Genomic DNA, 23,240 nt, shown 5'->3' with positions numbered 1-23,240 from the left:
TATAAAAGCTGGATTAAAAGAAACCCTTAAAAGGACGAAACCCCAAGTACGAAAGGCAAAGATTACAGAATACGCCTTCATCACTTGGGGTTTATTGTGATGGATTATAGGGCGGGTTTTAACCCTCCACCAGCGAAAAAATCGACGTTTAAACAATTATTCGTCGTATGGCTCTATTCGCATCGCCTCTAATGCGTACCCAGAGGTCGCAAGGTCATTTGCAAAGGTTTTGGTGGTTAATTTACCCGAAACCCACACCGCGTCGTACAAGCTGTCGATTTTGACACCCGGTTCGTAATTAACCATGATGATCTGATTAGACGGAGGCGGTGGCGTGTGGATACAAGCACCAAAGTACGGCACTAAAAAGAACGAGTAGATGGTTTGATTCTCGCCTTCAATCGGCACCACAAAACCTGGGATCTTGACCTCTTTACCGTCCATCTCGGGCACGATGGGCGCCGAATTGAGCGCCTCTTGCAATCTGTCCATCAGCTCGGCGGCTCTAGGGTCGAGGTCATCCAGCGCGTTTAACTCCTCTTCGGTGAAAAAGCCATCCAAGGTGTAGTCAGGTGGCATCAAAGCATCCCAATCCGTTTCTTGATACGTGGCTTGATTCGCCATTACTTGGCTGGACAGCACCAGCATCAAAAAGAACCCCATTAAGACGTTATAGAACGAGCGACCTAACTGCACCTGCATAACCTGAACTACCTATTTGACTATCTAGCTTTTAATGATTAATCCATTGTGAGCTGACTGTCGATACGCTTGAACGCCCGGCACCATGCCTAACACTGTGCCTGCTAACGTGACCGCCACGATGATCAACCCACCTTGAATAAGCGCATCATGACCGAATAAGTTCCCAAGATACAAGCCATAGTTTTCAGATAACCAAGGTGAAAGCCCGGTCAGCACCGCCAAACTGGCCACCCATCCAAGCACGGAGCCGATCAATGCCAGCGCCGTGGATTCGACCATCAAAAGCGCCATGATGTGACGCGGTCTGGCCCCAACCGCTCGAAAAATCGCCATCTCCCGCTTACGTGCAGCCAAGGTAGCCAGCAGCACCGCAATCATCCCGACCATACCGCTTAAAATCACACACACGCTTAAAATGAGTAGTGCGTTTTCAACGCTGCGCATCACTTCCCACAGCTGTTGCAACGCCACACCGGGAAGCACGGCTTGCAGAGGCTCACCAGAATAGCGGTTGATGGTCCGCTGGAAACTGAAGGTGCCTAGGCTGGATTTCATCCCCACCAATAAGGCCGTGACTTCTTTGGGGGTCAGATCCATCGCGGCAAGCTCTTGGGCACTGTGATGCTCGCCCGGCATCCGAGTACCGGATTTCCAACCCACATGAATCGCCTCGATGGCCGCTAAACTCACGTACAAGGAGCGATCCACCGGGGTGCCTGTGGGCTTTAAAATACCACTGACTTTAAACGGCAAATCATCGTGTTCTGAAAAGCTGTTTTTCCCAGTACCGTGCGACAAGGTTAACGAATCACCAATCGAGTAGTTGAGTTTTTTTGCCACTTCGGCCCCAATCACCACATCAAAAAGCCCAGAAAACGCCTGACCGTCGGACCAGCCAAGCGCCTCATCGCGCCCAACTTTAAAGTGACTAAAAAAGCTCACGTCGGTCCCGACCACTCGATACCCTTTGTGGGAATCCCCAAGCGCTAGGGGCACCGCCCAGTCCACCGCTTTGTTATTGCTGATCAAATCCACACTTTTCCAGCTGATGGTTTGTGTGGCCTGACCAATGTGGAAAATCGAATAAAGCACCAGAGCCAGATCCCCACCCCGAGCACCCACCACCAGATCAGTGCCAGAAACAGAGCGATCAAAACTGTTGCGAATGTTCTGCTTTAGCTGCAAAACACCGCTCATTAAAAAGACCGAGAGTGCGATGGTCACGACCACCAGCATCAAGATAGAACGACGACGCCAGCTACTGGCCAATGCAATCTTACTCAGCATGGCGAGCCTCCTGTTGCGTCGCGGCTTGGTTTACATCTAAGAGAGACACAACCCGGTCGAAAAACGGCGCCAAGCCTAAATCGTGACTCACCATCAAAAGGGAAATGGGTAAGCCATCCACGGCCTGACCGCACTGTTGAACCAAAAGCTCCATAAACTGGGACTGAGACTGAGGATCCAAAGCCGACGTCGGCTCATCGGCTAATAACACCGCGGGGCTGCCAATAAGGGCTCTGGCGATGGCCACGCGTTGCTGCTGCCCAACCGATAACTGGGATACCGTAAGGCGACGATCCAATGCAGCTTGTAAGCCAAGCTCCGCTAACAGATGCTCAGCGGCTGCATCCACCGTGCCAAACTGCTGAATGGCCTGCTGTTTACGAAGGCTTGAAAACCGGCAAGAGAGCTTCACATTATCGATGAGCGATAAAAACGGCAGCAAATTAAAGGATTGGAAGATAAACCCCATCGCATCCGCGCGCGCCTTATCACGGGCGGCCGCAGAGCGCCCCGACAACATTTGCCCACCAATCGAGATCTCCCCTTTCTGAGGGTCGAGCATCCCCGCTATTAAATTCAACAAAGTGCTTTTTCCACTGCCAGAAGGGCCAATCAGCAGCACCTTTTCACCCGGTGTCACGACAAACTGATCAATTTTTAGATCCGTTTGCTGCGGCAACCAGCCAAACTCTATGTTCGACAGCGCAATTGCACTGCGATTAGGTTCATTGGACATCGTATGATCCTATTCGTGTAACCCAGTCTATGACGGGGTGTTGATCTAATAGCGAAGCGTATTCGCAACCGTGCTTACGGTGTAACCGGCAGCCCTTTAACGGAAGGCGTTAGGGTTAGTGCTCTTTGGGAAGCATCCACCAACTGTACTCGGACTTCTTCAAAGGATGGAAAGTTCTTGAAGAGTGTCATTTCAAGCCCAGAAAGCGCCTCTGGGTTTTCACATTGCCATGCGTAACTCACGCTCATGTCCATGTGGCCTTCGTGCTCGTGATCATGATCATGATCGTCATGATCGTGCTCATCGCCTTCGTGTGCGTGTGCGTCCTCGGCATGATGCTCGTGGTCATGTTCGTGCTTCTCATGGTGATCGGCGTGTCCCTCATGGTCATGGTCATCATGCCCTTCGTGATCATGATCGTGATCCGATTCCATTAAGCCTTGTGCATCCACATCAAGTGCGCTCAGTGTGCAGTTAGCTGCAACCGGCATCGCAAACACCGACTCCACTTTGTTTAACGCCGCAATTGCCGTTGCTACTGCGCTTTTCTCAGCATCAGTTTTAGGCGCATGTTCAAAGCCAACCACATTGGCCGCCGGTGTCGTAAGTTGGGCCTGCAGGGTATTGCCCTCAAGCACCATATCTAAGTGCCCCACACCGTGCTCGTGAGCCTCACCCGCAAAGACCGGCAGCGACGAAACCGCACAGACAACCCCCACACCCATAACAAAACGCATCTGTTTTTTTGACGAAGACATCATTTCTATCCTTAACTTTGATCGACAATTATTTGTTATGACATAACAAAACAGTCACTTTACGACCACGCTTAATCTGCTAAGTTCATCAGCGCTCGCTTTTTTTGAGCCGACAATTTTTTTATTTGATATTCACGACGACTGGCCGAGGCTCGGTCACTATGGGTTTCTTGCCATAACAAACGTACGGGTCGACGTGCGCGTGTATACCGTGCCCCTTTTTTGTTGCAGGTATTGTGCTCTTGAACACGGCGTTCTGGGTCGGTTGTGATACCGGTGTACAGAGTGCTATCCGCACAAAGCAGTATGTAAACATACCAATCAGTGCAATAGTCTTTTGTAGGTTCCACTGCTAGAGTCCGCTCCCGCAAAGGTAATAATAGCCTTGATAAAACGGACATTATGACACCCCGTGCGACTGAATTCCCAGCCGCTCATAAGGAGCCCTGTTCATGCACACCCTTTTGCTGGCGCTTGCTGGCCTCGCGTTTATTTTTATCGTCCTTGAGGACGTGATCCACCTTAACAAAGCCAAGTCCACCCTCTTCCTTGGCACCTTGGCGTGGTTGTTGTTGTTCTTATTCCCTGAAGAGCAACAAACGCCGCACATGATTCAAGAGATGCTCAACGAAAACCTACTTGAGATCGCAAGCCTTTGGCTGTTCTTGATGGCCGCGATGACCTTTGTGGCGTACCTCAACCACCACGGCTTGATCGAAACCTTGATCTACAGGTTTTTACCCTCGCGCGTGGGGGAGAAAACCCTGATCTTTATGGTGGCGCTCTTCTCGTTTGTGTTCTCCTCTCTTTCCGATAACATCACCGCGACTCTTGTATCGATCGCCTTGGTGCTCTCGTTAAAACTGCCCCCTAAAAAGACGCTTAAATTCGCCGTCCTTGTGGTGTTTGCCGTGAACTCTGGGGGCGTATCCCTGATTACTGGTGATGTCACGACCTTGATGATCTTCCTTGAAGATAAGGTCAATATTCTGGATTTGCTCTGGTTGGCACTGCCTTCGTTCCTAAGCGTTATGCTGCTGGCAGGGATGCTCTCGTTCGGTTTAAGCGGCGAGCTTGTCATCGATGGCGGCGAACGCCGCGATGACCCCGTCGGTTTAAACATCGCGTATATTTTCTTGGCGACCATCATCGGCACCATCGTGCTGAACGTGCTGGCGGGCATCCCGCCGGTGTTGACCTTCCTGTTTGGCTTATCGGTGATGTTTTTGGTGGGGCAATTTGCGCACAAAAACGACAACCGAGAGAACATGCTCGATTACATCCGCGCCATCGAGTTTGACACTCTGCTCTTCTTCCTCGGTATTCTCTTATTGGTGGGCATGCTCAAAGAGATTGGGGTATTGGATTCCCTAGTCACGATTTACGAGCAACTACCACCTGTACAAGCCAACTATGTGATGGGCCTGCTCTCATCGTTAGTGGATAACGTGCCGCTCACCGCCGCTTTATTGAAGGCTGATCCTACCATGACCGAAGCCAGCTGGTTGTCTCTGACCTATGCGGTCGGTGTGGGCGGCTCGCTGTTGGTCATTGGCTCTGCGGCCGGTATCGTGGCGATGAGCAAGGTGGCCGAGGTTACCTTCATCAGTTACTTGAAATACACCCTACTCTTGTTGATCGCCTACTCTGTCGGTTTTACCGGCTCGTTGGCGGTCGGTCAGTGGCTGCTCGGTTAAATGAAGTAAGACGGCTAACCGTTTTGATTCCCCAATGTAAAAGGCCTGCTTAAATGTAGGCCTTTTCGTATCGAGTGCTGTTTGCTAGATGCCATCAAACAGGGTATTGATCGACAATTTCACAAGGCTGTTATCCTGCCCTGAACGCGAATCCAGATAGTTAAAGTGGGCTTTAAAGTTGAACATGCGTGGCATATCCCAACTTAAAAATAACCCCGATAAGGTTTTATCACCTTCCACTAGAGTTCGAACGCCCGTTAACACTTCCGAGAAATGATAAGACGCACTGAGTGCCACGCCCGCCGGACGCGTCTCGGCCGAGCCATACAGCAGCTCATCTTCAATCTGCTCGTAGGAGGTGTATAACTGGAACGCGGAGGTCACATTCCCGCCCAGCATAAAGTGCCAACGCTCGCGTGTGGTTTGCAGCTCGTTATCCCAAGCTAGGTGGTTGTACTCACCCAACAGGTACAAGCTGTCAAAATCCCATCGCCCCCCTAAGCTCAGTAACTCAACCGAATCGGTCGGGTCTACATAGCTCGAGATACCCGGCAACTTGCTTAATGGCGCTATGTTGGCGTAGGTCGAGACACCTTCGTACATCGAGATAACATCCGACATTTTAAAATCGGTCTCGCCCTGATGATACGCCAAGCGCAGTTGGTAAGATGACCAACTTGGCTCATAAGAGAACCCCCACGAAGAGGCATTACTCAATCCAAAGGTGCCATCAACAAAGGTGTAATCATCACACGCGCTGCCCATATACGCTTTTAAATCGTGCTGAATATCTCCCACGCGAAGCTTGTAGCGCACATCAAATCCCTGAACGCTTTGCATCGGCGCAAACGAGGTCAAACGTGGGGTAGAGTTGGAGGGATAGATGTAACCAATATCCCGAAAGTCGGAGTACACCTGAATCGGATAGGGGATACGCCCAACCCGCAGTCGTAGATGATCGTCCGGCGTCAACGTCGTGTAGGCGAACGGCAATTCGGTTTTGTGATCGCGTTTGCTACGGCTTAAAAAATAGAGGTCCGCCGAGAGCTGTTCTGTCACCTCGGCCGCGACATTGACACCGCGCTTGCCATCGACGTTATAGCGAAAACCGCTGGTGACACTGGCCTGATCTACTTTAAACGCATCGTCTGTTAAGCTTTCGGAAAATGCAGAAGCACCCACGGGGTAAAATGAGACCTGCCCCATTGAAAAGAAGCCCGTGTCTTGGCCTGCCAGTGTGCGAGCCTGCACAGGTGTTTGCATAGCCCCAACCAATAAAACGGCCGCACACGCCATCCAAAGAGTGGGCTTAAAGCGGTCTGTGCTTAAGTAATAGGTTGTCTGATTCGCCTTCATAAAAACATAATCACTCGTGCTTGATCGCTCTTCCTTTGGGGCGATCGTCATTAAGCCGTCCTGCTGGTTATGTAGTGGCTGGCCGTAAGATAGACCGGTGATTCGTCAAGACAACTGGGAACACTTCCCCTTCGACATCTTAATCTTAGCCTTCAGAATCCATAAGTAAAGGTATTGACCACATTCCCCTAAGACATTGGTTTAGGAATGCTTATTGTGTCTCAAATAGATCACTTTGCGGCTCAATCCAGTCCGCTAAGGTCTCGCCTTTGAAACAGACGATGCCATCCACAACGGGGCGAATTTGCTTATCGATGTAATGCTGATAGTCGATGGGAGACTGACGGTATTCGTAGGGTTCGGCTCCATGGACCGTGATGACATACTCAACGGCACTGCCCGAAGTATAGAACGGCAGTAATCCGGCTTGCTCGCGGCGCTGCTCAGCTTTTAACGCCGCTTGAACGTGTGGCGGCCTCACCTTATCGTACGAGGCCAGAGGGCGTCTTAGCTTGCGTCGATACACGAGTTGATCATCCAAAAGGCCCGCGTTTAGGTCATCAATCAGAGCGATGATCTCCTCTTGATAATCTTGATCATGAAACACCGCGCTGTAGAGTTTGTTTTGTAGCTCTCTGGCAAGCGCCGTCCAATCGGAGCGGACGTTTTCAAGCCCTTTGAATACGATGCTCTCTTCACCACTTGGCCCTTTCAGTAACCCCGCATACCGCTTTTTACTGCCTTTTTCCGAATGACGCATCCTTGGCATCACAAATCGGGAGTAATGAGTTTCGTATTCAATCTCTAAGAAGCTTGGCACGCCATGCTTGTCGTTGATCTCTTTGGCCCACCAGTCATTTAGGTACAGTGCAAGCTTCTGCCCTTCAGCTTGCGCCGATTCATCCGTGAATTGCTCACCTAAAAGTACAAACACCGAGTCCGTATCTCCATAAATGACCGAATAGCCGAACACCGCTTCAATCTGATCGCGCGTGGTTTGCAAAATCTGATGACCACGCAAGGTGATCGAGCCGGATAAGCGCTGATCAAAAAACCGACACACATCCGAACCCAACACCCCGTAAAAAGAGTTCATGATGATCTTAATCGCTTGGGAGAGGGACGCGTTTTTACGCGCTTTGGCTTGGTCACGCGCCGCCCACAGCTCTTCGATGATGGCGGGCAATATCGCGCTCTCGATGTGGTATCGAGCCCCGTGATAGCCCATCACGCAGGCCTCAACATCGGCCCCTTCTTTGAGTCCTTCGGCAAGCCCACAAGGGTCCACTTTAAAGGTGCGAATAATGCTTGGGTACAGGCTTTTAAAATCCAGAACCAATACGTGTTCATAGAGGCCCGGTTGGGACTCCATCACAAACCCACCTGGGGCATTTAAGCCACTCTGCCCTGAGGCGTACTGCGGGGCAACATAGCCGCTTCGGTGCAGCCGAGGCAGATACTGGAAATCAAACGACGCCGCCGAACCACCCACTTTATCGAGCGGCAACCCCGTTAGGCGAGTGCGCTCTGTCAGGTATTCGAGCAGTTTGGTCTCTTGGAAAATCGCCCACACCAATCGGCAGTCTTCCAAGTTGTATCGGGCTAGGGCTTCTTTATCTTCCCGGTATAAGCGCTGAATCTCGGCGCCTCGATCATCGGGGTTATGAATCAACTTACCTTGGCCAAACAGACTTTGAGATACCGACTCTAGCGAGTAACTTTCAAAGTGGTAGGTGGCGTTTTTAAGCACATCGATACCATCCAGCACCGCCCGCCCTTCGATGCGCGCGTACCACTTCCCTTGGCCAGATTGGATCACCTGCATCGATTGTTGATCGCGCCCAATCGCCAAAGGGACTTTTAAGGCTTCGGCTCGCTGGGCAAGGACTTTGCAGTCAAACCCAACCACATTCCACCCCATTAAGAGATCAGGGTCATGCAGCGTTACCCAAGCCACCCACGCCTTTAACAGGCTGCGCTCATCGGGGAAATAAGCGATTTGATCGGTGTTTCGTCCCTCCCCTCGCATGAACACAAGCCCAATGGGATCAACCTCTTGTTCAAGACCCTCTTCCGGGCTGAAATCCGTTAGGTAGCAACCGATGGAGTGGATCTGATCCGCCCGCATCGTGGTTTCAAGGTCAAACGACAATACCCGAAACGATGGTTTGTAACTGGCCGATTTTAATCGTGGGGCAAGCCCTGGGTAGAGCCATACACTGACGGCACCAAAGATGAAGCGCTCCATCAAGTAGCGATCAACCGGGCGGATATCCTCCTCCATCACCGGGATTTGATGACGAGTGAGTGTATCGATGATGGAGCGTTGCACCTGCAAAGAGTGCGAATAGACCGCTGTCACAGGGCGATATTCTAGATCGGTCAAACTCAGCTCGGCCGAGCGCCAACCGGATACCGATTCAATCAGAGGATGAATACGAGGCCAATCTTCGGTACGAACAAACAGAACCGCTTCTTGGTGATCCAGCGTGATGAGGGAAACACCGTCGTCGTGTTTTACCCAATAGCGCAGTTGCAGGCGGTTGTTCTGATCTTGTTGATGGCGCGCAACAATAAACCCCGTCAACGTCGGTGGCGGGGTCTTATGTTCGGGCACGCTCACAGCAAGGCTCAGCGGCTTAACCGATCACAGGTGGGTTATCAAAAGGCGCGACCACTTCAAGGTCTGGGAACGCGGCTTCAATGTCGGCTTGCTGATCGGCCAAGAAGAGTAGCTTTAAGTTAGGGCCTGCATCCATCGTTAGGTACACCGGCACCCCATCACCTCGCAACGCCCACACGGTTTGCATCGCGGCCAATGATTCTGGCTGCCAATAGACTAAGGGCGGCCAAGAGGCGATCATGGTGGCGTGCATCGACATCGCGTTGTGCTCTGCGGTGGCACCTAAGCCTTCAAAGTCACGCGCGGCGATCGCTTGATGGAGTTTTTGTAAATCGCTGCTCGCTTGAATGGGCCAACTTTGATACAGATGCGCCGTTTCAATCGTGCGCTTCATTCCAGAGCGCGAATCAACCGATTTCTGGCCAGTGGCCACCTTTACAAGGCCGACACGCAAGTCTGGCCACTGTGCCTCAAGCGGAACCGCGCAGCTGTCCATGCCATCGGCTTGGCAGCCCATCTCCCATTCCACAAAACCATGGAACAAAGAACGACACGCACTGCCACTGCCCATTCGGGCAAAAGCCGAGAGCACTTGCGAGGGCAGTTCAAGGCCAAACGCTTTATCAATTGCCAATGTCAGCGCAGCAAACCCGGAAGCCGACGAGGCCAAACCCGCCGCCGTGGGGATGTTGTTCTCGGTCACAACGTGGATCGGGGTAGTATCGCCACCGCGAAAATAATCCACAAACTCAAACACTTTTTTCGCAAACGCAGAGTCTTCGGCCAATACCTGACCGTTTAAGCTCACTTGGTTGGCATCTGCGGCTTTCAGTGTGGTTGTTGTGCCCAAGTGATTCAGTGAAACCGACAAACTCGAATTGATCGGGAGGTTTAGCTCCTTTTCGCGTTTCCCCCAATATTTGCACAAGGCGATGTTACTGGGGGCAAAACTGCTGGCTTCTTTAAACTGAATGTTGGCGGGCAGATACCGTTCGATGACTTCACGCTTCGTCAACATGGGTCGATGTTCCTTCTTCACTGACACAGATGGGGATCGCTTCGTATTGAGAGTGCGGCCAAACAGGTTCCGGGTGACCCAAGGTGATGACGCAGTCCCCTAAGCCTGAGCCGGATATTTTCGCACCATAGGTGCCCTCCGTCTGGCGAAGGGTGTAGATGATCTCCGAGAGGACCGCATCGTTCACACCTAAGGCATCCATCAAACCTTGATACAGGTTCATTAAACGCCCCAGCTTGGAAAGATCCGCTTCGGCAATCGCCGACTTAGCCGCTTCGCTGCTCTCGTGCATTAACTGGTATAACGGACTGAGTAAAGATTCAAACCCCACTGACTCCTGCTCTACTCGCTCCAGCACCACGGGGGTTTTGGTTTTGTAACCTGCATAAAATAAACGTAGCGGTAACTCAGGAGCCAAGCGCTCGACCGTACGTGGGTTTACCTGATACGCAATGACTCCGCCGTAGACGCTCGCCGCTAAATCCGTCCCTGAACCACGCCCATTTTGAACCTGATGCACCACCGCTAAGCTGTCTTCGAATAATGCGCTTGGCGTGTTATCTCGCTTGCAAAACGCATTCAGCGCCGCAACCGTAGCCGCGGTTACCGCAGCCGATGAGCCAAGACCAACCGTATGGGAAAACTCCGACTCGATGGAGAGATCAAACCCCGAAGGCAGTTGTAACTTAACCTGCTGGATGGCGGCCAGAACAAAGCTTAATGAACTGGATTCTGCAATCTGATCGATCGTCGACTCATACGTACCTAAGGCCGAATCGATCTTAATCAGGCGGTCGCCCCTTGCGCGCAATTGAACATGAATCCATTTATCCACTGCACTGGCAATGGCGGTGTGACCAAACAGCACCGCGTGTTCACCCATCAGCATGACGCTTCCGGGGGCTTTGGCATTAATCGTTAACGTAGCGGGCACCGAATGGGTCCTCTATTAAAGCGCCCCACTGTAGCTCTGGGCAGCGCTCAGACAGTTCTGTTAAGACGTTCGTGATTCTTTCTGCATCAGGTTGATACACAACCACCAAACCGCCGTTTGCACCTTTGTGGGCACCGGCACCACTGAGTTTTGCCCCCGCTCCAGTTTGTTGAAGCGCATCAACCACCGCTTGGGTACGTGTCGGAACCACCCCAATGTGTTGTAACAAAGCGTGATTCTCATTGAGGGACTCGATGGGCGAGCTTTGCGCTTCAAGCGCATCGGCAAATGCACAGGTAACGGTACTGAATTGATCCCACAGGGGCTGGTCATGACCGTGATGCTCACGCACATTTTGCACGCATTCGCCGGTTGAGACCTCAGGACTGCCGGTAAACACCCAGTACCAGTGATCGCCCAATGCAAAAGTTTGGCGTATGGCTTCGCCGTTTTCGATTCGATTAAGCCCACCAAACGTCACTGGTGCGGCATCAATCAAACTTCCGCGCCCATGCTGCAAACGCTCGCAAAAACGTACCATCTCCAGACGTTGATGATCACTCAACGGCTTTTCAAGTAGGTGCTCAAACAGAACCAAGGTCGCGGCAATCGCTGAGGCGCTCGAGCCCATACCTGCCCCAACGGGTAACTCGGTTTCGCTGAGTAATCGGCCCGGCATCGGCAGATAACTGGTTTCGGTCGCACGCCCTGGCATGGGCAAGTGATGCATTAAGGCCGTGACGGCGTAAATCAGCAAATCATCCGGTTGCTGCAAAATGCGCTTGATCGGAAGGTCGCCCTGCAAGAATTGATCGAAACGATGATCCAATCGCTGCTTAAGCTGCCCTAAGGCGTTCAGCGGGTACTGAAAACCACTCGAAATACCCGAAAACAGGGTATTGAGTGTTCGGCTTTGAGTGATGGGGCGAAAGGTAACGGTGGTGTGTTTTTGCAACGCCACCGACAGCGCTGGGGCACCGTAAACAACGGAGTGATCCCCAGAGAGGATCACCTTGCCCGGTGCCATGCTTTTCATGCGATAACTTCGTACAGTCGCTTATGTTGGCTAAAGCCTGACAAACGGAAGCGGCCTTGTACCGTGCGCTCAATCTCATGATCACCGCCATCCACTGGGTTTGGCGCGTCATACAGGCGGCGGTACTCGTCGTAGGAAACTTCCTGACGATTATCGAGCATCGCTTTGTGATCAGCGGTGTACAGGTGCTCTTGATAGCCCTCGACCACTTGGCCGGAGAAAAACTCAGCCACACAGCCCGAGCCATAACTGAACAAACCTATGCGCTGACGAGATAAGTCGCCACCGGCGTTTTCTAACAAGGACGCTAAGCCGATGTACATGGAGGCGGTATAGCTATTACCAATGATGCGGTTGTAGCTCAGCGTATCTTCAATCTGTGCTTCTAGTGCTTCAGGCGATAACGCAGTTTTATTCACTTTGGCCAGATGCTGATGCGCTTTTTGCGCCATACGACTGAACGGCAAGTGATAGCAAAAGTGACTGAAATCCCCAAAGGTCAGCGGGCTGACTTCGCGGAAGTGCTCCCACGCTTTTTTCAGGGATTTAAGATAAATCTTGGTCGAGTACTTACCATCCACCAGCGCGGTGCGACGGTAGTTGGGACGCCAAAAATCCATCACATCTTCGGTGTGGTTACCGACTTCTGGGTCGATACTGACAAGACGAGGATTTGCACTGATCAACATCGCAACCGCACCACACCCTTGAGTGGCTTCACCCGGTGTTTCTAGGTCGTAGCGGGCGATGTCGGAGGCAATCACCAATACTCGTTTATTGGGCTGGCGCGCCACAAGAGCGCAGGCCATTTGCACCGCAGCGGTGGCGCTGTAACAGGCTTGCTTCAACTCAACAACGCGACAGTTGTCCGGCAACTCCAGTAAGCGGTGCACATAGATACCAGCCGCTTTGGATTGATCAATCCCGGTTTCGGTCGCGAACAGCAGCGTCGAGATGGATTCGGCAACGCCCTCTTCTTGAACAATCGGATACGCCGCTTCAGCCGCCATGGTCACGATGTCTTCATCGTGTGCAGCCATCCCCATTTTTTCTTGCCCGATCCCTTCGTAAAACTTGTTTGGATCGGTGTGCTGTATCTCAGCTAAGGTTCTTAGATCGAAGAAAAAATTAGAGGTATAGAAACGGATCTTATCGATACCAACTGCTGATGTCATATATACACTTGTTCCTTAACGCTCGCCCAGAATCAGATCACGATTACCGAGCAGCGATGCGACATTAGGCGCACCCAGTAAAAACATGGCTGTAACAAATTCTTTACGTAGCCGCTCAATCTCATGGATCACTGACTCTGCCGACTCCATGGCAGGCTTTAACAGAGGCGCCGCGACGCCACATAACGAAGCGCCGAGTATAACAGATTTCGCCATATCAATCCCATCTCTGATCCCACCGCTGGCGATCAAAGTGGCTCTATCCTGATACGGTGTTGCTAATTCCAATGCTAAAGGAGTGGGTATTCCCCAATCCTGAAATCGCTGCCCGAGCTGATCAGTTGGGTCTTTGCGACGGTGATGCTCAATGCGGCTCCACGATGTCCCACCGGTACCAGCTACATCGAAGTAGTGAACGCCCGCTTTAAGGCCGATTTCGATGTCAGCAGGTGATAATCCACTGCCGACCTCTTTTAGGAAAACCGGCACCGACAGTTGGGCGTTGATATCGGCAATGGCCTCGCCTAAGCCTTTAAACTGGATATCCCCTTCTGGCTGAATCGCCTCTTGAAGAGGGTTAAGGTGCAGATACAAAGCATCGGCTTCAAGAATATCCACCGCCGCTTGGCACTGCTCAACCCCAAATCCGCAATTCAGTTGAACAGCCCCGATGTTGCCAATCAACACCGTACTCGGCGCAAACTGACGCAGCTCAAAACTGTGCTTAGCTTCGTGGTCGGTAAACATCACTCGCTGCGAACCCACCGCCATCGCCACTTGGCAATGCTCTGCTGCAATCGCCAAATTCTGATTAATGGTGCGCACTAATTCGTGGTTGCCGCCCGTCATCGACGAGATCAATAACGGAAAGCTCAGCGACTTTCCTAACAGCTCAACGCGGCTGTCGATCTCATCCAGGTTTAGCTCAGGTAAGGCGCGGTGTAACAGGTTAATACGATCAAAATAGCGACCATTGCGTTCGATATTAGGGTCGATATCAAACGCTTTGATGTGCTCAATCTTCCGATCGTTTGTCGGGTCGTACATTAACGCTCCAGCTTGATATGCGCTTCCATCAGCTCACCAGGGTTGGTTTGCGCCGCCAACAGCGATAACTCACCACACAATACGGTGGCAGCACAGATAGCGGCTAATCGACGCGCATTGGCACCGGGCTCGCGCTCTTCTTTACACCCTAGTTTACTGAGATTCTCTTCTACAAAATCCAGACCTTTACCATTACCGACGCTACCAACAATCAAGTTAGGCAAAGTACAAGAGAAGTACAGATCGCCATCGCGCACTTCGGCATGTACGACCCCTTGAGAGCCTTCGATAATGTTGGCGGCATCTTGCCCTGTGGCCAGATAAAACGCCAATAGCATGTTGGCATAGTGCGCATTCGCACTGCGCAAACCGCCGGCGATCATGGTTCCGATCAAGTTTTTCTTGATGTTCAGATCCACAATTTTTTCTGGCGTGGTCAGTAATCTACGTTCACACAGGTCTCTTGGGATCACAATTTCAGCGATGACATTTTTACCGCGTCCCAAAATACCGTTGACGGCGGTCGCTTTCTTGTCAGAGCAGTAATTACCGGAAATTGAGGAGTAGCGCAGCTGCGGGTATTCACTCAAGACCCAAGGGATGATGCGGTCCGCCGCATTAGTCACCATGTTGTGACCCGACGCATCCCCTGTGGTGAACTCCAAACGCAGGTAGATCAGATTACCGACGATCTGGCTGTGCATATCCAGCAGCTTTGCAAATCGGCTCGACTCAGCAACGACCGTTTGAAGATCATCTTTACGCGCTTTAATCGACTCAAGCGCCTTGTACGCTTCGTAGGCATCGTCCGCTTCTAGCAAAATAGAGCGGGACATACGCTCATCCACCACCGTGGTTTTAATGCCATCGGTCAGCGTTGATACACGAGCACCGCGCCCTACCGAGTGCCATAACGGCGTTTCGTACGTCGCCAGCGGCACACTGATTTTTTCATCCAGGACCGAACCTGAAATCTTGATAGGGCCCACCCAACGCATCGGTATGGGTGCTCGCTGTATTTTATGCTCTTTCATGGTATCCCTTAAAACGAAAAAGGGCTGCTTTCCCAGCAACCCTTTTCTTTGGTTCAAGCTCGCGCGATTTTATCGGCGGGCCAACCTGAATGCAAACGAGCTGAGTTTACTCAGACTTAGGTTGATCGCTGAATTCGGTTGACGCCAAAGGTGCAACATCCACCTCAAGCACATCCAAAATTTCACCAGTACCGTTCAATAAGCGGTACTGGGCAATCAACATATCGTACTTCGCTTCGATGTACGCGTTTTTGGAAGAGAACACTTCGTTCTCGGTATCCAACAAGTCCAGCAAAGAACGTTGACCGATCGAGAACTGCTTAAAATAAGCATCGCGTGTCTCTTCGGTTGAGTTCACGTGCTGTTCCAAATGGCCTAATTGGCGTTTCAGAATCTCGTGCGCGTTCCAAGACAACTCGATGCTTTCCAATGTTTGGCGATGCGCATCGTTTTGGATTTCACGCGCTTCGTTGATTTGGTGATGCGTTTGGCGAATACGCGCTTTATCTGCCCCGCCGTTGTAGAGGTTATAACGCATACGGAACATCGCCGTAAGGTCTTCGTTATCGCCTTCAACGCCATCAATGTTGTGGTTCCAGTTACGGTCCACTTCAAAGTTTAGGGTTGGGTACATCAAGCTGCGTGCTGACTCATATTGAGCGCGCGCCGCTTCCACGTCGGCCGCCGCTAACAACATGGTCGGGTGGTTTTCCAGTGCACGCTGAGCAGCCGCATCCGAGGTTGGCGGTAACACGCCATCGGCCAGTACCGGATACTCCATAATCTCTGGCGCTTTTTCGCCCGTGACACGTTGGAAATTCGCTTCTGCATCCAACACGTTGTTTTCCGCGGTCAGCACGTTCACTTCAGCTAACGCTAATCGACCGGTTGCCTGATCGCTGGAGGCACGAGAGCCCAAACCGGATTCCGTACGGCGTTTAATCTGATCGTAAACACGCACGTGGTTATACAGGGTTTCTTTGGCTTGATTCAGCAGTTCGCGACGTTTTAGAACTTCTAGGTAAGCGCGTGCGGTCTCTAAGGCGACTTCCTCAGACACTTCGCGTAGGCGGTGATTACGTGATTCTAAACGGGCGGATTGGCGATCTACTTCACTGTCGGTCAAAAAACCGTCAAACAGCATTTGATCTAGGCTGATGCTGGCTTCGCGACGTTTTAATTCAACGTCGTCGATGGACACAGTGTCGGTCCACTCGTAACCAATGCCCGCCGCAATATCGATACGAGGATAAAAACCCGCTTTCGCTTGGTTGATTTCCTCGTAGATCGCATTACGAGCATTCATTACAGATTTAATTTCAGGGTTAGACAGCACCGCCTGAGCAACCACTTGACCTAACTCGACAGCGTGAGCACCCGACTGGAGGCCAAAGCCAACCGCCATCGCCAATAACGTCCTTTTTAAAATCACTTCTCTTCCTCCAGATGCTTCCTCGTCGTTATGCGACGTTCGAAAGCTTTAAAAGCAGGGATATTCGATCTTTACTGCCCGTTTTTCGAAGAATGGAAGCAACATGCGCCTTTACAGTACGCTCCGTAATCTCCAATTTTCGGGCAATCTCTTTGTTTGTAAATCCGGATTTTAGACAATCGAGAACATCCGTTTCTCTTTCCGTCAGCTGGAATTGAGTTTCCGGTCTTGTCAGGTTCAGTGTTTCAACGGAGGCGGGTTGCTTTGCTGTTAAATACTGTTGAAGCAACAGCCGTGTGATGGATGGGCCAGCCCAAATATCACCGCCTTGCACAACATTAAGCAACTCTTGCCAGATTGAATCTGTCACGTAAGTATTAATGTACCCTTTGATGCCGGCTTCCAAGCAACGAAGTCCTTCCAGATCGTTAGGTACATCCGAGAATGCGATCCATTTAACATTGGGATACACATCCAGCACGCGACTTACATCTCCCGCCTCAATAGAGGACAGGTGCATAAGCCCAATGCCTTCAACGCTCGTCTCTGTGGACGATTTTTTGACGTTGATCGAGATACGCTCATGATTTAATTGACGACTGGCCGCAAACGCAGACCATCGCTCAACCACTGAACAGTTGTCGCCAATTATATACAGGTTCATTCTAACATTCCATCAAACAGAGACACTCTGGCCTCACAAAAACCGAATTTTTCTGAGAGTGATTCACAAATAAGTTTAGAACAACTTCTTGTTTTTGCTAGCACAACTCAAAAAAAACGGTCGATCATCTCAATAAAGCGCACTATACCGACTACTTTATGAAACCAAGATGAACGCATTAACGCTCTGTCATCGCATTTTGCTTAGCTTTAAGTATCGGTTTTAGCAGGTAATCCATAACGGTTTTCTCGCCAGTGATGATATCAACAGCAACCGTCATACCCGTCATTAACGGTAGTTCTTGTCCATCACGCTCGATAAACGGACTTTGTGTTTTTAAGCGCACGATATAATGCGGTTGTTGTTCCTCATCGAGTATTGTACTAGGGGATACAAATACAACCGTCGCATCCACACCACCGTAAATACTAAAGTCATAGGCCGATACTTTGACGACCGCAGGCTGACCTACACGAACCCGAGCAATGTCGGATGGCAAAATTTTAGCTTCCACCAGCAGCTCATCTTCCCACGGAACAATGGTGATAATGTCATCACCGGGCTGCACAACCCCTTCAACCGTGTTTACTAACAGCTGCTTGATGGTGCCTTTAACCGGCGCACGCACTTCGCTTCGAGTGATGCGATCTTGCATACCTTCAAGCGACTCTTTGATCCGTGCCGCCTCCGAAGAGGCTTCGTTTAGCTCTTGACGCGCAAGACTAACGAACTGCAACTCGGCTTCCGAGAGCTTTCGCTCGGTTTCGGTAATAGAAGATTCAATCCTTGGAATACTGAGGCGAATACCATCCAGCTCACCCGCTAAGTCGTTTACCTGGCGTTGCAGCCGCAGGAACTCAACCTCCGAGATAACCCCCTCACCTACCAGCGGCTGAGTGATACGAAGCTCTTTATTCAGCAGGTTATAACTGCGCTGCAGCTGCGTTCGTTTTGCTTGGGCTTCACGCAGCTCTTGTCTTCGCTGGGTAATTTGCTGTTCTAAAATCGCTTTGTTGTTAGACAACTCCTGCTTACGGGCTAGGAATAAGGTTTTCTCTTGCTCGATTAAGCTTCGGTATTGCTCGGGAAAATTAGACGGCTCAACAAATTCGGTCTGTTCAGCTTCAGAGCGTAAACGCGCCGCTTTTGCAATTAACTCCAACTGGCGCACATAGCTCTCTTTAAAGGTACTGGCATAGCGCGTGTCATCGATGCGCAACAGCAACTGGCCTTTTTCGACAACATCACCCTCATGAACCAGAATCTCAGAGACCACACCGCCCTCTAAGTTTTGCACACGCTGCAGCTGCAGTGACGGGATGATCTCACCCTCCCCTCGACTGATCTCATCCAGCGTTGCCCAGTTTGCCCATACAATCGCGATGATAACGAAGGCAAAGATCGCCCAAAGCAGCACACGTGCACCTTTAGGCGTTTGTTCGAGCATGGCTTCACTCACACTCGACATAAATTTAAGGTCTTGCTTATCCACTTTGTCACTCATTGAGCTGACGCCTTACCTTTAACGCTGAATGTGTAAACGCCCTTGTTTTAGGGCATCCAATACCACGGCTTTTGGACCATCGGCGACTACGAATCCGTTATCGATCACGACGACTCGGTCAACCAGCGACAACAAAGACATTTTGTGTGTGATCAGCACCAAGGTTTTATCTTTGGTGTAGGTTTCCAACTGCTTACGGATGGACTCTTCCGAGGTGTTATCCATCGAATTGGTCGGCTCATCCAAAATCATGATGCTTGGCTCATGAATCAGCGCACGCGCGATGGCCACGGCTTGACGCTGACCACCAGAAAGAGACGAACCGCGTTCCCCCACCTGCATGTCGTAACCGTGAGGATGTCGGTTCACGAAGTGATCCACACCGGCCAGCTCAGATGCTTTGATTAAACGCGCATCCTCGGCCTCCGGCGACCCCATCACGATGTTATCTCGAAGCGTACCGTTAAACAGCATGATGTCTTGCGGCACGTAACCTATGTTTCGGCGAAGATCCACTGGGTCAATCTGATTGATATCGATGTCATCAATGCGCACCGAACCCTCTTCAGGTTTGTACAGCCCCATCAATAACTTTTCGACGGTCGATTTACCCGAGCCAATACGTCCAATTAAAGCGACCTTCTCGCCCGCTTGAATGCGGAAAGAAACACGCTCAAGGGACGCGTGCTCAGCGCCTGGGTATTTGAACTTAACGTCTTTAAATTCAAGCTTACCTTTAAGTTCTGGACGATGAACAAACTGACGCCCGGCGTCGCGCTCATCTGGCAAGCTCATGATATTTTCTAACGCTTCAAGTGCCGCTTTGGACTGGTGGAAGCTGGTCACCAAACCTGCCACTTGCGCCATCGGTTGCAAAACACGTCCCGATAAGATCACACAGGCGATCAGCGCACCCATAGTGATCTCTCGCTCTGCAATCAGATAAACACCGGTAATCACCAGAGCGACCGAACACACCTGTGTGACAAAACCGGCAAAGTTGGTCACCGATGCTGACAGCATCTTAGCCTTCAAGCCCCACTGAGCAATATAGCCTACGGCTTGCTCCCACTGAAGCTGTAAGGCCGAAGACGAGCGTTGGGTCTTGACCGTTTCCATTGCGGTTAAGGTTTCAACCAAGGTGGCGTTTTTCTTCGCGCTGGCGGCAAAGGTTTTCTCAACCGTCGCTTTCAATTTGCGAGCCGTGATCAAGGAGAAGATCACAATTAAGGGGATCCCCACCAGCGGCACAACCACTAACGGGCCGCCAATGATGCCCATCACAATCAAGAAGATGATCGCAAACGGAATATCAATAATGATGGTGTTGGTCGTCGAGCTTAAGAAGGTGCGGATGCTCTCAAACTCTCGTAAGTTACTGCTAAAGCCACCGACCGAATTGGGGATTGACCCGTACTGCAGCGACAATACTTTTTCAAACAGAATGGACGACAACAAAATGTCGGCTTTCTTACCGGCAATTTCGATAAAGTACGCCCGCAGCATCTTTAATCCAAAATCAAAGATGTATACGGTAATAACACCGATGGCTAACACCCACAGGGTGTCTATCGCCGCATTGGGCACCACCCGGTCGTAGACGTTCATGACAAACAACGGGTTTGCCAATACAAAGAGGTTAATCAGAAAAGACGCGATCAACACATCACGATAGATACGGGAGGAGCGCCAAATCGTCCCCCAAAACCAATGCCCCTCTTTTTGATCTAGCACTCGGGATACCTGCTCGGCAAAGCGGTATTCCAAACGGCAAAAAATAGCATAGCCCGTGTAATGGGATTCAAGCTCTTCACGGCTAAGCGTATGCGCACCGCCGCTGTCTGGCTGAATGATGGTGACCTCGTCAGTGTCTGGGTGCCACTCTTGCAAGATGCAAGCGTCGTCATTTTCCAGCAGCAAGACCGCGGGCAACGTCAAAGAAGAGATATCTTGTAACGATCGCTGAACAATACGCGCACTGAAACCAGCGCGCTTCGCCGCGCGAACAAACAATTTAGGCGTCAGGCGATTATTTTCCAGCGGTAACCCATCCCTGAGTGCAGCCGCCGACAGTGGTCGATGATTTTGTTGAGTCAAATGAACCAAACAATTCAATAAAGCGTCGTGCGTTACTTCCATTTTCTTGACCAAAAGAAAGATTGGGCTACATACTAACATGTAAATACTGAACGAAAAGATATCACTTCAATGCTTTACGCCATTCGTAACTCCGAAGGCCGCATCGTCGGACTTTCCGAAACCGCTCAAGCTGGCAGCGAACCGGTGGATCTCTACCACCCGGAAGTTCGTGCGTTTTTATCCGTTGAAGATGAAAACTTTTCCCCAGACAGCTACCTTGATCAATCCGACCAAGCGATCACGCGAATCATTGAGGACTTGATCGAAGTTTTGATCGATAAAAATCTGATCATCTTTACCGACTTACCGAACGGCGCGCAGCGTAAGTTACTGACTCGTAAGCTTGCTCGCCGAATGATTCAGGGCGATTCCATCAGCGAAGTGACCTCATCCCCTGAAGACCCTTCTATTTTATCGGACGAAGACGACTTAATCTGAGCCTCCTGTGCCACTAACGCACTGAACTGCTTGAGTAATAGGCGCACACGAATCTCCTGCCGGGCGGTTAGGCAGCCGTAAGGCACCGAATGCAAGGCACACATCATCGGTGCCAACTCGGATACAGAGAGAGTCTCACCTTGTCGTATGCAGGTTTCACCGTAGGCCAGCAAAACCGATAAGTTATCAGGCACCAATGCATTGGCTTTTTTGAGGTAAGCCAGTGACAGCACATTCTCCTGCTGTGAAGAGGAGTCGACCCCTTTCCGATATAAGGTTAACCAAGCGGGGGGCTCCTCTTTTTTCGAGGGGCCAGGCAAGGCTAATTCAATCCCATTTACCTCGATGGCTTCCTGTAACCAAGACGACCAGATTAAGTGCTCATCTTGATCCATCTTGGATAACAGTGTGGCGGCTTTTTGAAGATGATCCTTAGCCATGGCGCTTTGACGCAATTTATAGCGCATCATGGCCCGATACACCTGGACAGCAAACCGAGCATCCAACCCTTTGAATTCATATTCTACTTGATCAATTGCAGCTAATACCGCGTCTATCTCGGCATCACTGATGTTCTTTGGATCAAGCGCGGCGATGCGAATTTTAATGAGTCCAAGGTAAGCCGACACATCCAACAGCGTTGAATGCTTCCCTAGGCGTATCGCCTCCTCGTAGGCTTTGATCGCGTCTTGAAACTCCCCCAAAAAAGCAGCTTCCTCCGCTAAGCGAAGTTGCACGGTAACCGCTCCAGGCTGCAGTAAGGCGGCACGCTGGAGCAACATAAAAGCCGCAAAGGCGTCCCCGCAAAGGCTATGGCACAGCGCCAACTCCTCAAAGGCATCGGCACTGTAGTGTGTTTTATCCAACACATCGCTCAGGTACGTCTTGGCCTCATCAAAGCGTCCCATCCGATTGAGGACAACACCCTTGCCCAGTGCCGACCAAACAGCCCCTTTTTGTTGATACACCTCATCAAAGCAGGCCAATGCCTCGGCCAACCGATTAAGCGATAAAAGAGCATACCCCCGTAAACGGTTTAAGTAGGTGTACAGCGCAGGATACAGGGTTTGTAATTTAGCGATAAACAAGAGGGCTGACTCCCACTCTTGCTCGTTTAAGGCGTGTTCAACAGGCGCAACGGCTCGCTTAATGCGGCTGAGTTTTTCGATCAGCCTTGAAACATCTGCGGCGTGAAGTGGTTTTTTGATCAACAGGTCGGGGGCGTTAATGAGGGCAGCGTACTTCAACTCAGGTTGATCATTCACAGCCACGACAATGGCCGATTTATGGATAGCCAGTCTTTCGCGGCGCGCCTCTTCGATCAGTTGCAGACCCGTTTTTTGTCGTGCGCCCATATCATAGCTGATCACGATCAGATCATACGGCATAAGACGGAGCATCATCATCGCCATATCGACCGAAATAGCGACATCAACAACCGTCGCCCCCATTGATTGAATTAGGCGGCGTTGTTGCTCGACGGCTTTGGTGTCGTGATCCACGATTAAAATCGATCGTTTCGATAACTGCTGCGACATCGGTTACTACTGATTAAGGGCCTTACTTCAGCCTATGCAAAAAAGTGTCGTTTTACAAAAACAACTCTGTTTTCTGCCATAAAAAAACCCGCCTAAAGCGGGTTTTCTTGATGCGTAGC

At 50.9% G+C, this 23,240-nt stretch carries 20 protein-coding genes; 2 read left to right on the top strand and 18 right to left on the bottom strand.

Annotated elements, in window-relative coordinates:
• Positions 1–156 precede the first annotated feature (156 nt).
• The 5 genes from ACXAF9_RS08475 to ACXAF9_RS08455 all read right to left on the bottom strand — a co-directional run bounded on the left by ACXAF9_RS08475 (position 157) and on the right by ACXAF9_RS08455 (position 3,836).
• Positions 157–702, bottom strand: a complete 546-nt coding sequence (locus ACXAF9_RS08475; RefSeq protein WP_475072866.1) for a DUF3299 domain-containing protein — start codon at positions 700–702, stop codon at positions 157–159.
• 24 nt (positions 703–726) lie between these two features.
• Entirely contained in the window at positions 727–1,992 is a 1,266-nt protein-coding gene (locus ACXAF9_RS08470; RefSeq protein WP_475072864.1) for an ABC transporter permease, read from the bottom strand.
• Positions 1,982–2,728: an ATP-binding cassette domain-containing protein gene (locus ACXAF9_RS08465; RefSeq protein WP_475072862.1), complete on the bottom strand. Its 747-nt coding sequence runs from the start codon at positions 2,726–2,728 to the stop codon at positions 1,982–1,984. The genes ACXAF9_RS08470 and ACXAF9_RS08465 overlap by 11 nt, the downstream gene beginning before the upstream one ends.
• A gap of 74 nt (positions 2,729–2,802) precedes the next feature.
• On the bottom strand, positions 2,803–3,489 hold the full coding sequence (locus tag ACXAF9_RS08460) for a DUF2796 domain-containing protein (RefSeq protein ID WP_475072860.1): 687 nt from the start codon (positions 3,487–3,489) through the stop codon (positions 2,803–2,805).
• A 68-nt stretch (positions 3,490–3,557) separates the two neighbouring features.
• The gene (locus tag ACXAF9_RS08455) at positions 3,558–3,836 is read right to left on the bottom strand and encodes a GIY-YIG nuclease family protein (RefSeq protein ID WP_475072858.1); all 279 of its coding nucleotides are present in this window, start codon (positions 3,834–3,836) and stop codon (positions 3,558–3,560) included.
• 102 nt (positions 3,837–3,938) lie between these two features.
• Here ACXAF9_RS08455 and nhaD point away from each other — a divergent pair, with 102 nt between their 5' ends.
• Positions 3,939–5,183 (top strand): sodium:proton antiporter NhaD, encoded by a 1,245-nt coding sequence (nhaD, locus tag ACXAF9_RS08450; RefSeq protein WP_475072856.1) that lies wholly within the window; start codon positions 3,939–3,941, stop codon positions 5,181–5,183.
• Between the two features lie 84 nt (positions 5,184–5,267).
• Here nhaD and ACXAF9_RS08445 read toward each other — a convergent pair whose 3' ends face one another.
• From ACXAF9_RS08445 to ACXAF9_RS08390, 12 genes are all read right to left on the bottom strand, one after another.
• A complete protein-coding gene (locus tag ACXAF9_RS08445; protein WP_475072854.1) occupies positions 5,268–6,590 on the bottom strand; it encodes a hypothetical protein in 1,323 nt (440 codons plus the stop codon).
• A 160-nt stretch (positions 6,591–6,750) separates the two neighbouring features.
• The gene (locus tag ACXAF9_RS08440; RefSeq protein WP_475072852.1) at positions 6,751–9,162 is read right to left on the bottom strand and encodes a DNA polymerase II; all 2,412 of its coding nucleotides are present in this window, start codon (positions 9,160–9,162) and stop codon (positions 6,751–6,753) included.
• 16 nt (positions 9,163–9,178) lie between these two features.
• Entirely contained in the window at positions 9,179–10,180 is a 1,002-nt protein-coding gene (gene mvaD, locus ACXAF9_RS08435) for a diphosphomevalonate decarboxylase (protein WP_475072851.1), read from the bottom strand.
• Positions 10,164–11,114: a mevalonate kinase gene (gene mvk / locus ACXAF9_RS08430; protein ID WP_475072849.1), complete on the bottom strand. Its 951-nt coding sequence runs from the start codon at positions 11,112–11,114 to the stop codon at positions 10,164–10,166. Before mvk ends, mvaD begins: the two co-directional genes overlap by 17 nt.
• Complete coding sequence (locus ACXAF9_RS08425; protein ID WP_475072847.1) at positions 11,092–12,150, bottom strand: mevalonate kinase family protein; 1,059 nt, start codon at positions 12,148–12,150, stop codon at positions 11,092–11,094. The genes mvk and ACXAF9_RS08425 overlap by 23 nt, the downstream gene beginning before the upstream one ends.
• Positions 12,147–13,325 (bottom strand): hydroxymethylglutaryl-CoA synthase, encoded by a 1,179-nt coding sequence (locus ACXAF9_RS08420; RefSeq protein WP_475072844.1) that lies wholly within the window; start codon positions 13,323–13,325, stop codon positions 12,147–12,149. The genes ACXAF9_RS08425 and ACXAF9_RS08420 overlap by 4 nt, the downstream gene beginning before the upstream one ends.
• Before the next feature lie 15 nt (positions 13,326–13,340).
• Positions 13,341–14,372 carry a type 2 isopentenyl-diphosphate Delta-isomerase gene (gene fni / locus ACXAF9_RS08415; RefSeq protein WP_475072840.1) on the bottom strand — a complete coding sequence of 344 codons (1,032 nt, stop codon included), beginning with the start codon at positions 14,370–14,372 and terminating at the stop codon, positions 13,341–13,343.
• Entirely contained in the window at positions 14,372–15,406 is a 1,035-nt protein-coding gene (locus ACXAF9_RS08410; protein ID WP_475072838.1) for a hydroxymethylglutaryl-CoA reductase, read from the bottom strand. Before ACXAF9_RS08410 ends, fni begins: the two co-directional genes overlap by 1 nt.
• 106 nt (positions 15,407–15,512) lie before the next feature.
• Positions 15,513–16,838, bottom strand: a complete 1,326-nt coding sequence (locus tag ACXAF9_RS08405) for a TolC family outer membrane protein (RefSeq protein ID WP_475072834.1) — start codon at positions 16,836–16,838, stop codon at positions 15,513–15,515.
• A gap of 28 nt (positions 16,839–16,866) precedes the next feature.
• Positions 16,867–17,502 (bottom strand): response regulator transcription factor, encoded by a 636-nt coding sequence (locus tag ACXAF9_RS08400; protein WP_475072831.1) that lies wholly within the window; start codon positions 17,500–17,502, stop codon positions 16,867–16,869.
• Between the two features lie 178 nt (positions 17,503–17,680).
• The gene (locus ACXAF9_RS08395; RefSeq protein ID WP_475072827.1) at positions 17,681–19,006 is read right to left on the bottom strand and encodes an HlyD family type I secretion periplasmic adaptor subunit; all 1,326 of its coding nucleotides are present in this window, start codon (positions 19,004–19,006) and stop codon (positions 17,681–17,683) included.
• 18 nt (positions 19,007–19,024) lie between these two features.
• Complete coding sequence (locus tag ACXAF9_RS08390; protein WP_475072824.1) at positions 19,025–21,145, bottom strand: type I secretion system permease/ATPase; 2,121 nt, start codon at positions 21,143–21,145, stop codon at positions 19,025–19,027.
• Positions 21,146–21,214: 69 nt separating this feature from the next.
• Here ACXAF9_RS08390 and ACXAF9_RS08385 point away from each other — a divergent pair, with 69 nt between their 5' ends.
• Positions 21,215–21,583: a hypothetical protein gene (locus tag ACXAF9_RS08385; RefSeq protein WP_475072820.1), complete on the top strand. Its 369-nt coding sequence runs from the start codon at positions 21,215–21,217 to the stop codon at positions 21,581–21,583.
• Here ACXAF9_RS08385 and ACXAF9_RS08380 read toward each other — a convergent pair.
• On the bottom strand, positions 21,505–23,121 hold the full coding sequence (locus ACXAF9_RS08380; protein ID WP_475072816.1) for a hypothetical protein: 1,617 nt from the start codon (positions 23,119–23,121) through the stop codon (positions 21,505–21,507). The two genes, ACXAF9_RS08385 and ACXAF9_RS08380, sit on opposite strands and share 79 nt — an antisense overlap.
• Positions 23,122–23,240: the final 119 nt, after the last annotated feature.

Source organism: Neptunomonas sp. ABH4_499, from assembly GCF_056160565.1.
The sequence above is the reverse complement of the archived record's forward strand: the minus strand, read 5'-3'. Positions and strand labels throughout refer to the sequence as shown.

Excerpts from the sequence above, each read along its gene's own strand:
- ACXAF9_RS08475 (WP_475072866.1), bottom strand. The coding sequence starts at position 702 with ATGCAGGTGCAGTTAGGTCGCTCGTTCTATAACGTCTTAATGGGGTTC.
- ACXAF9_RS08470 (WP_475072864.1), bottom strand. The coding sequence starts at position 1,992 with ATGCTGAGTAAGATTGCATTGGCCAGTAGCTGGCGTCGTCGTTCTATC.
- ACXAF9_RS08465 (WP_475072862.1), bottom strand. The coding sequence starts at position 2,728 with ATGTCCAATGAACCTAATCGCAGTGCAATTGCGCTGTCGAACATAGAG.
- ACXAF9_RS08460 (WP_475072860.1), bottom strand. The coding sequence starts at position 3,489 with ATGATGTCTTCGTCAAAAAAACAGATGCGTTTTGTTATGGGTGTGGGG.
- nhaD (WP_475072856.1), top strand. The coding sequence starts at position 3,939 with ATGCACACCCTTTTGCTGGCGCTTGCTGGCCTCGCGTTTATTTTTATC.
- ACXAF9_RS08445 (WP_475072854.1), bottom strand. The coding sequence starts at position 6,590 with ATGACGATCGCCCCAAAGGAAGAGCGATCAAGCACGAGTGATTATGTT.
- mvaD (WP_475072851.1), bottom strand. The coding sequence starts at position 10,180 with ATGTTGACGAAGCGTGAAGTCATCGAACGGTATCTGCCCGCCAACATT.
- ACXAF9_RS08425 (WP_475072847.1), bottom strand. The coding sequence starts at position 12,150 with ATGAAAAGCATGGCACCGGGCAAGGTGATCCTCTCTGGGGATCACTCC.
- ACXAF9_RS08420 (WP_475072844.1), bottom strand. The coding sequence starts at position 13,325 with ATGACATCAGCAGTTGGTATCGATAAGATCCGTTTCTATACCTCTAAT.
- fni (WP_475072840.1), bottom strand. The coding sequence starts at position 14,372 with ATGTACGACCCGACAAACGATCGGAAGATTGAGCACATCAAAGCGTTT.
- ACXAF9_RS08410 (WP_475072838.1), bottom strand. The coding sequence starts at position 15,406 with ATGAAAGAGCATAAAATACAGCGAGCACCCATACCGATGCGTTGGGTG.
- ACXAF9_RS08400 (WP_475072831.1), bottom strand. The coding sequence starts at position 17,502 with ATGAACCTGTATATAATTGGCGACAACTGTTCAGTGGTTGAGCGATGG.
- ACXAF9_RS08395 (WP_475072827.1), bottom strand. The coding sequence starts at position 19,006 with ATGAGTGACAAAGTGGATAAGCAAGACCTTAAATTTATGTCGAGTGTG.
- ACXAF9_RS08390 (WP_475072824.1), bottom strand. The coding sequence starts at position 21,145 with ATGGAAGTAACGCACGACGCTTTATTGAATTGTTTGGTTCATTTGACT.
- ACXAF9_RS08385 (WP_475072820.1), top strand. The coding sequence starts at position 21,215 with ATGCTTTACGCCATTCGTAACTCCGAAGGCCGCATCGTCGGACTTTCC.
- ACXAF9_RS08380 (WP_475072816.1), bottom strand. The coding sequence starts at position 23,121 with ATGTCGCAGCAGTTATCGAAACGATCGATTTTAATCGTGGATCACGAC.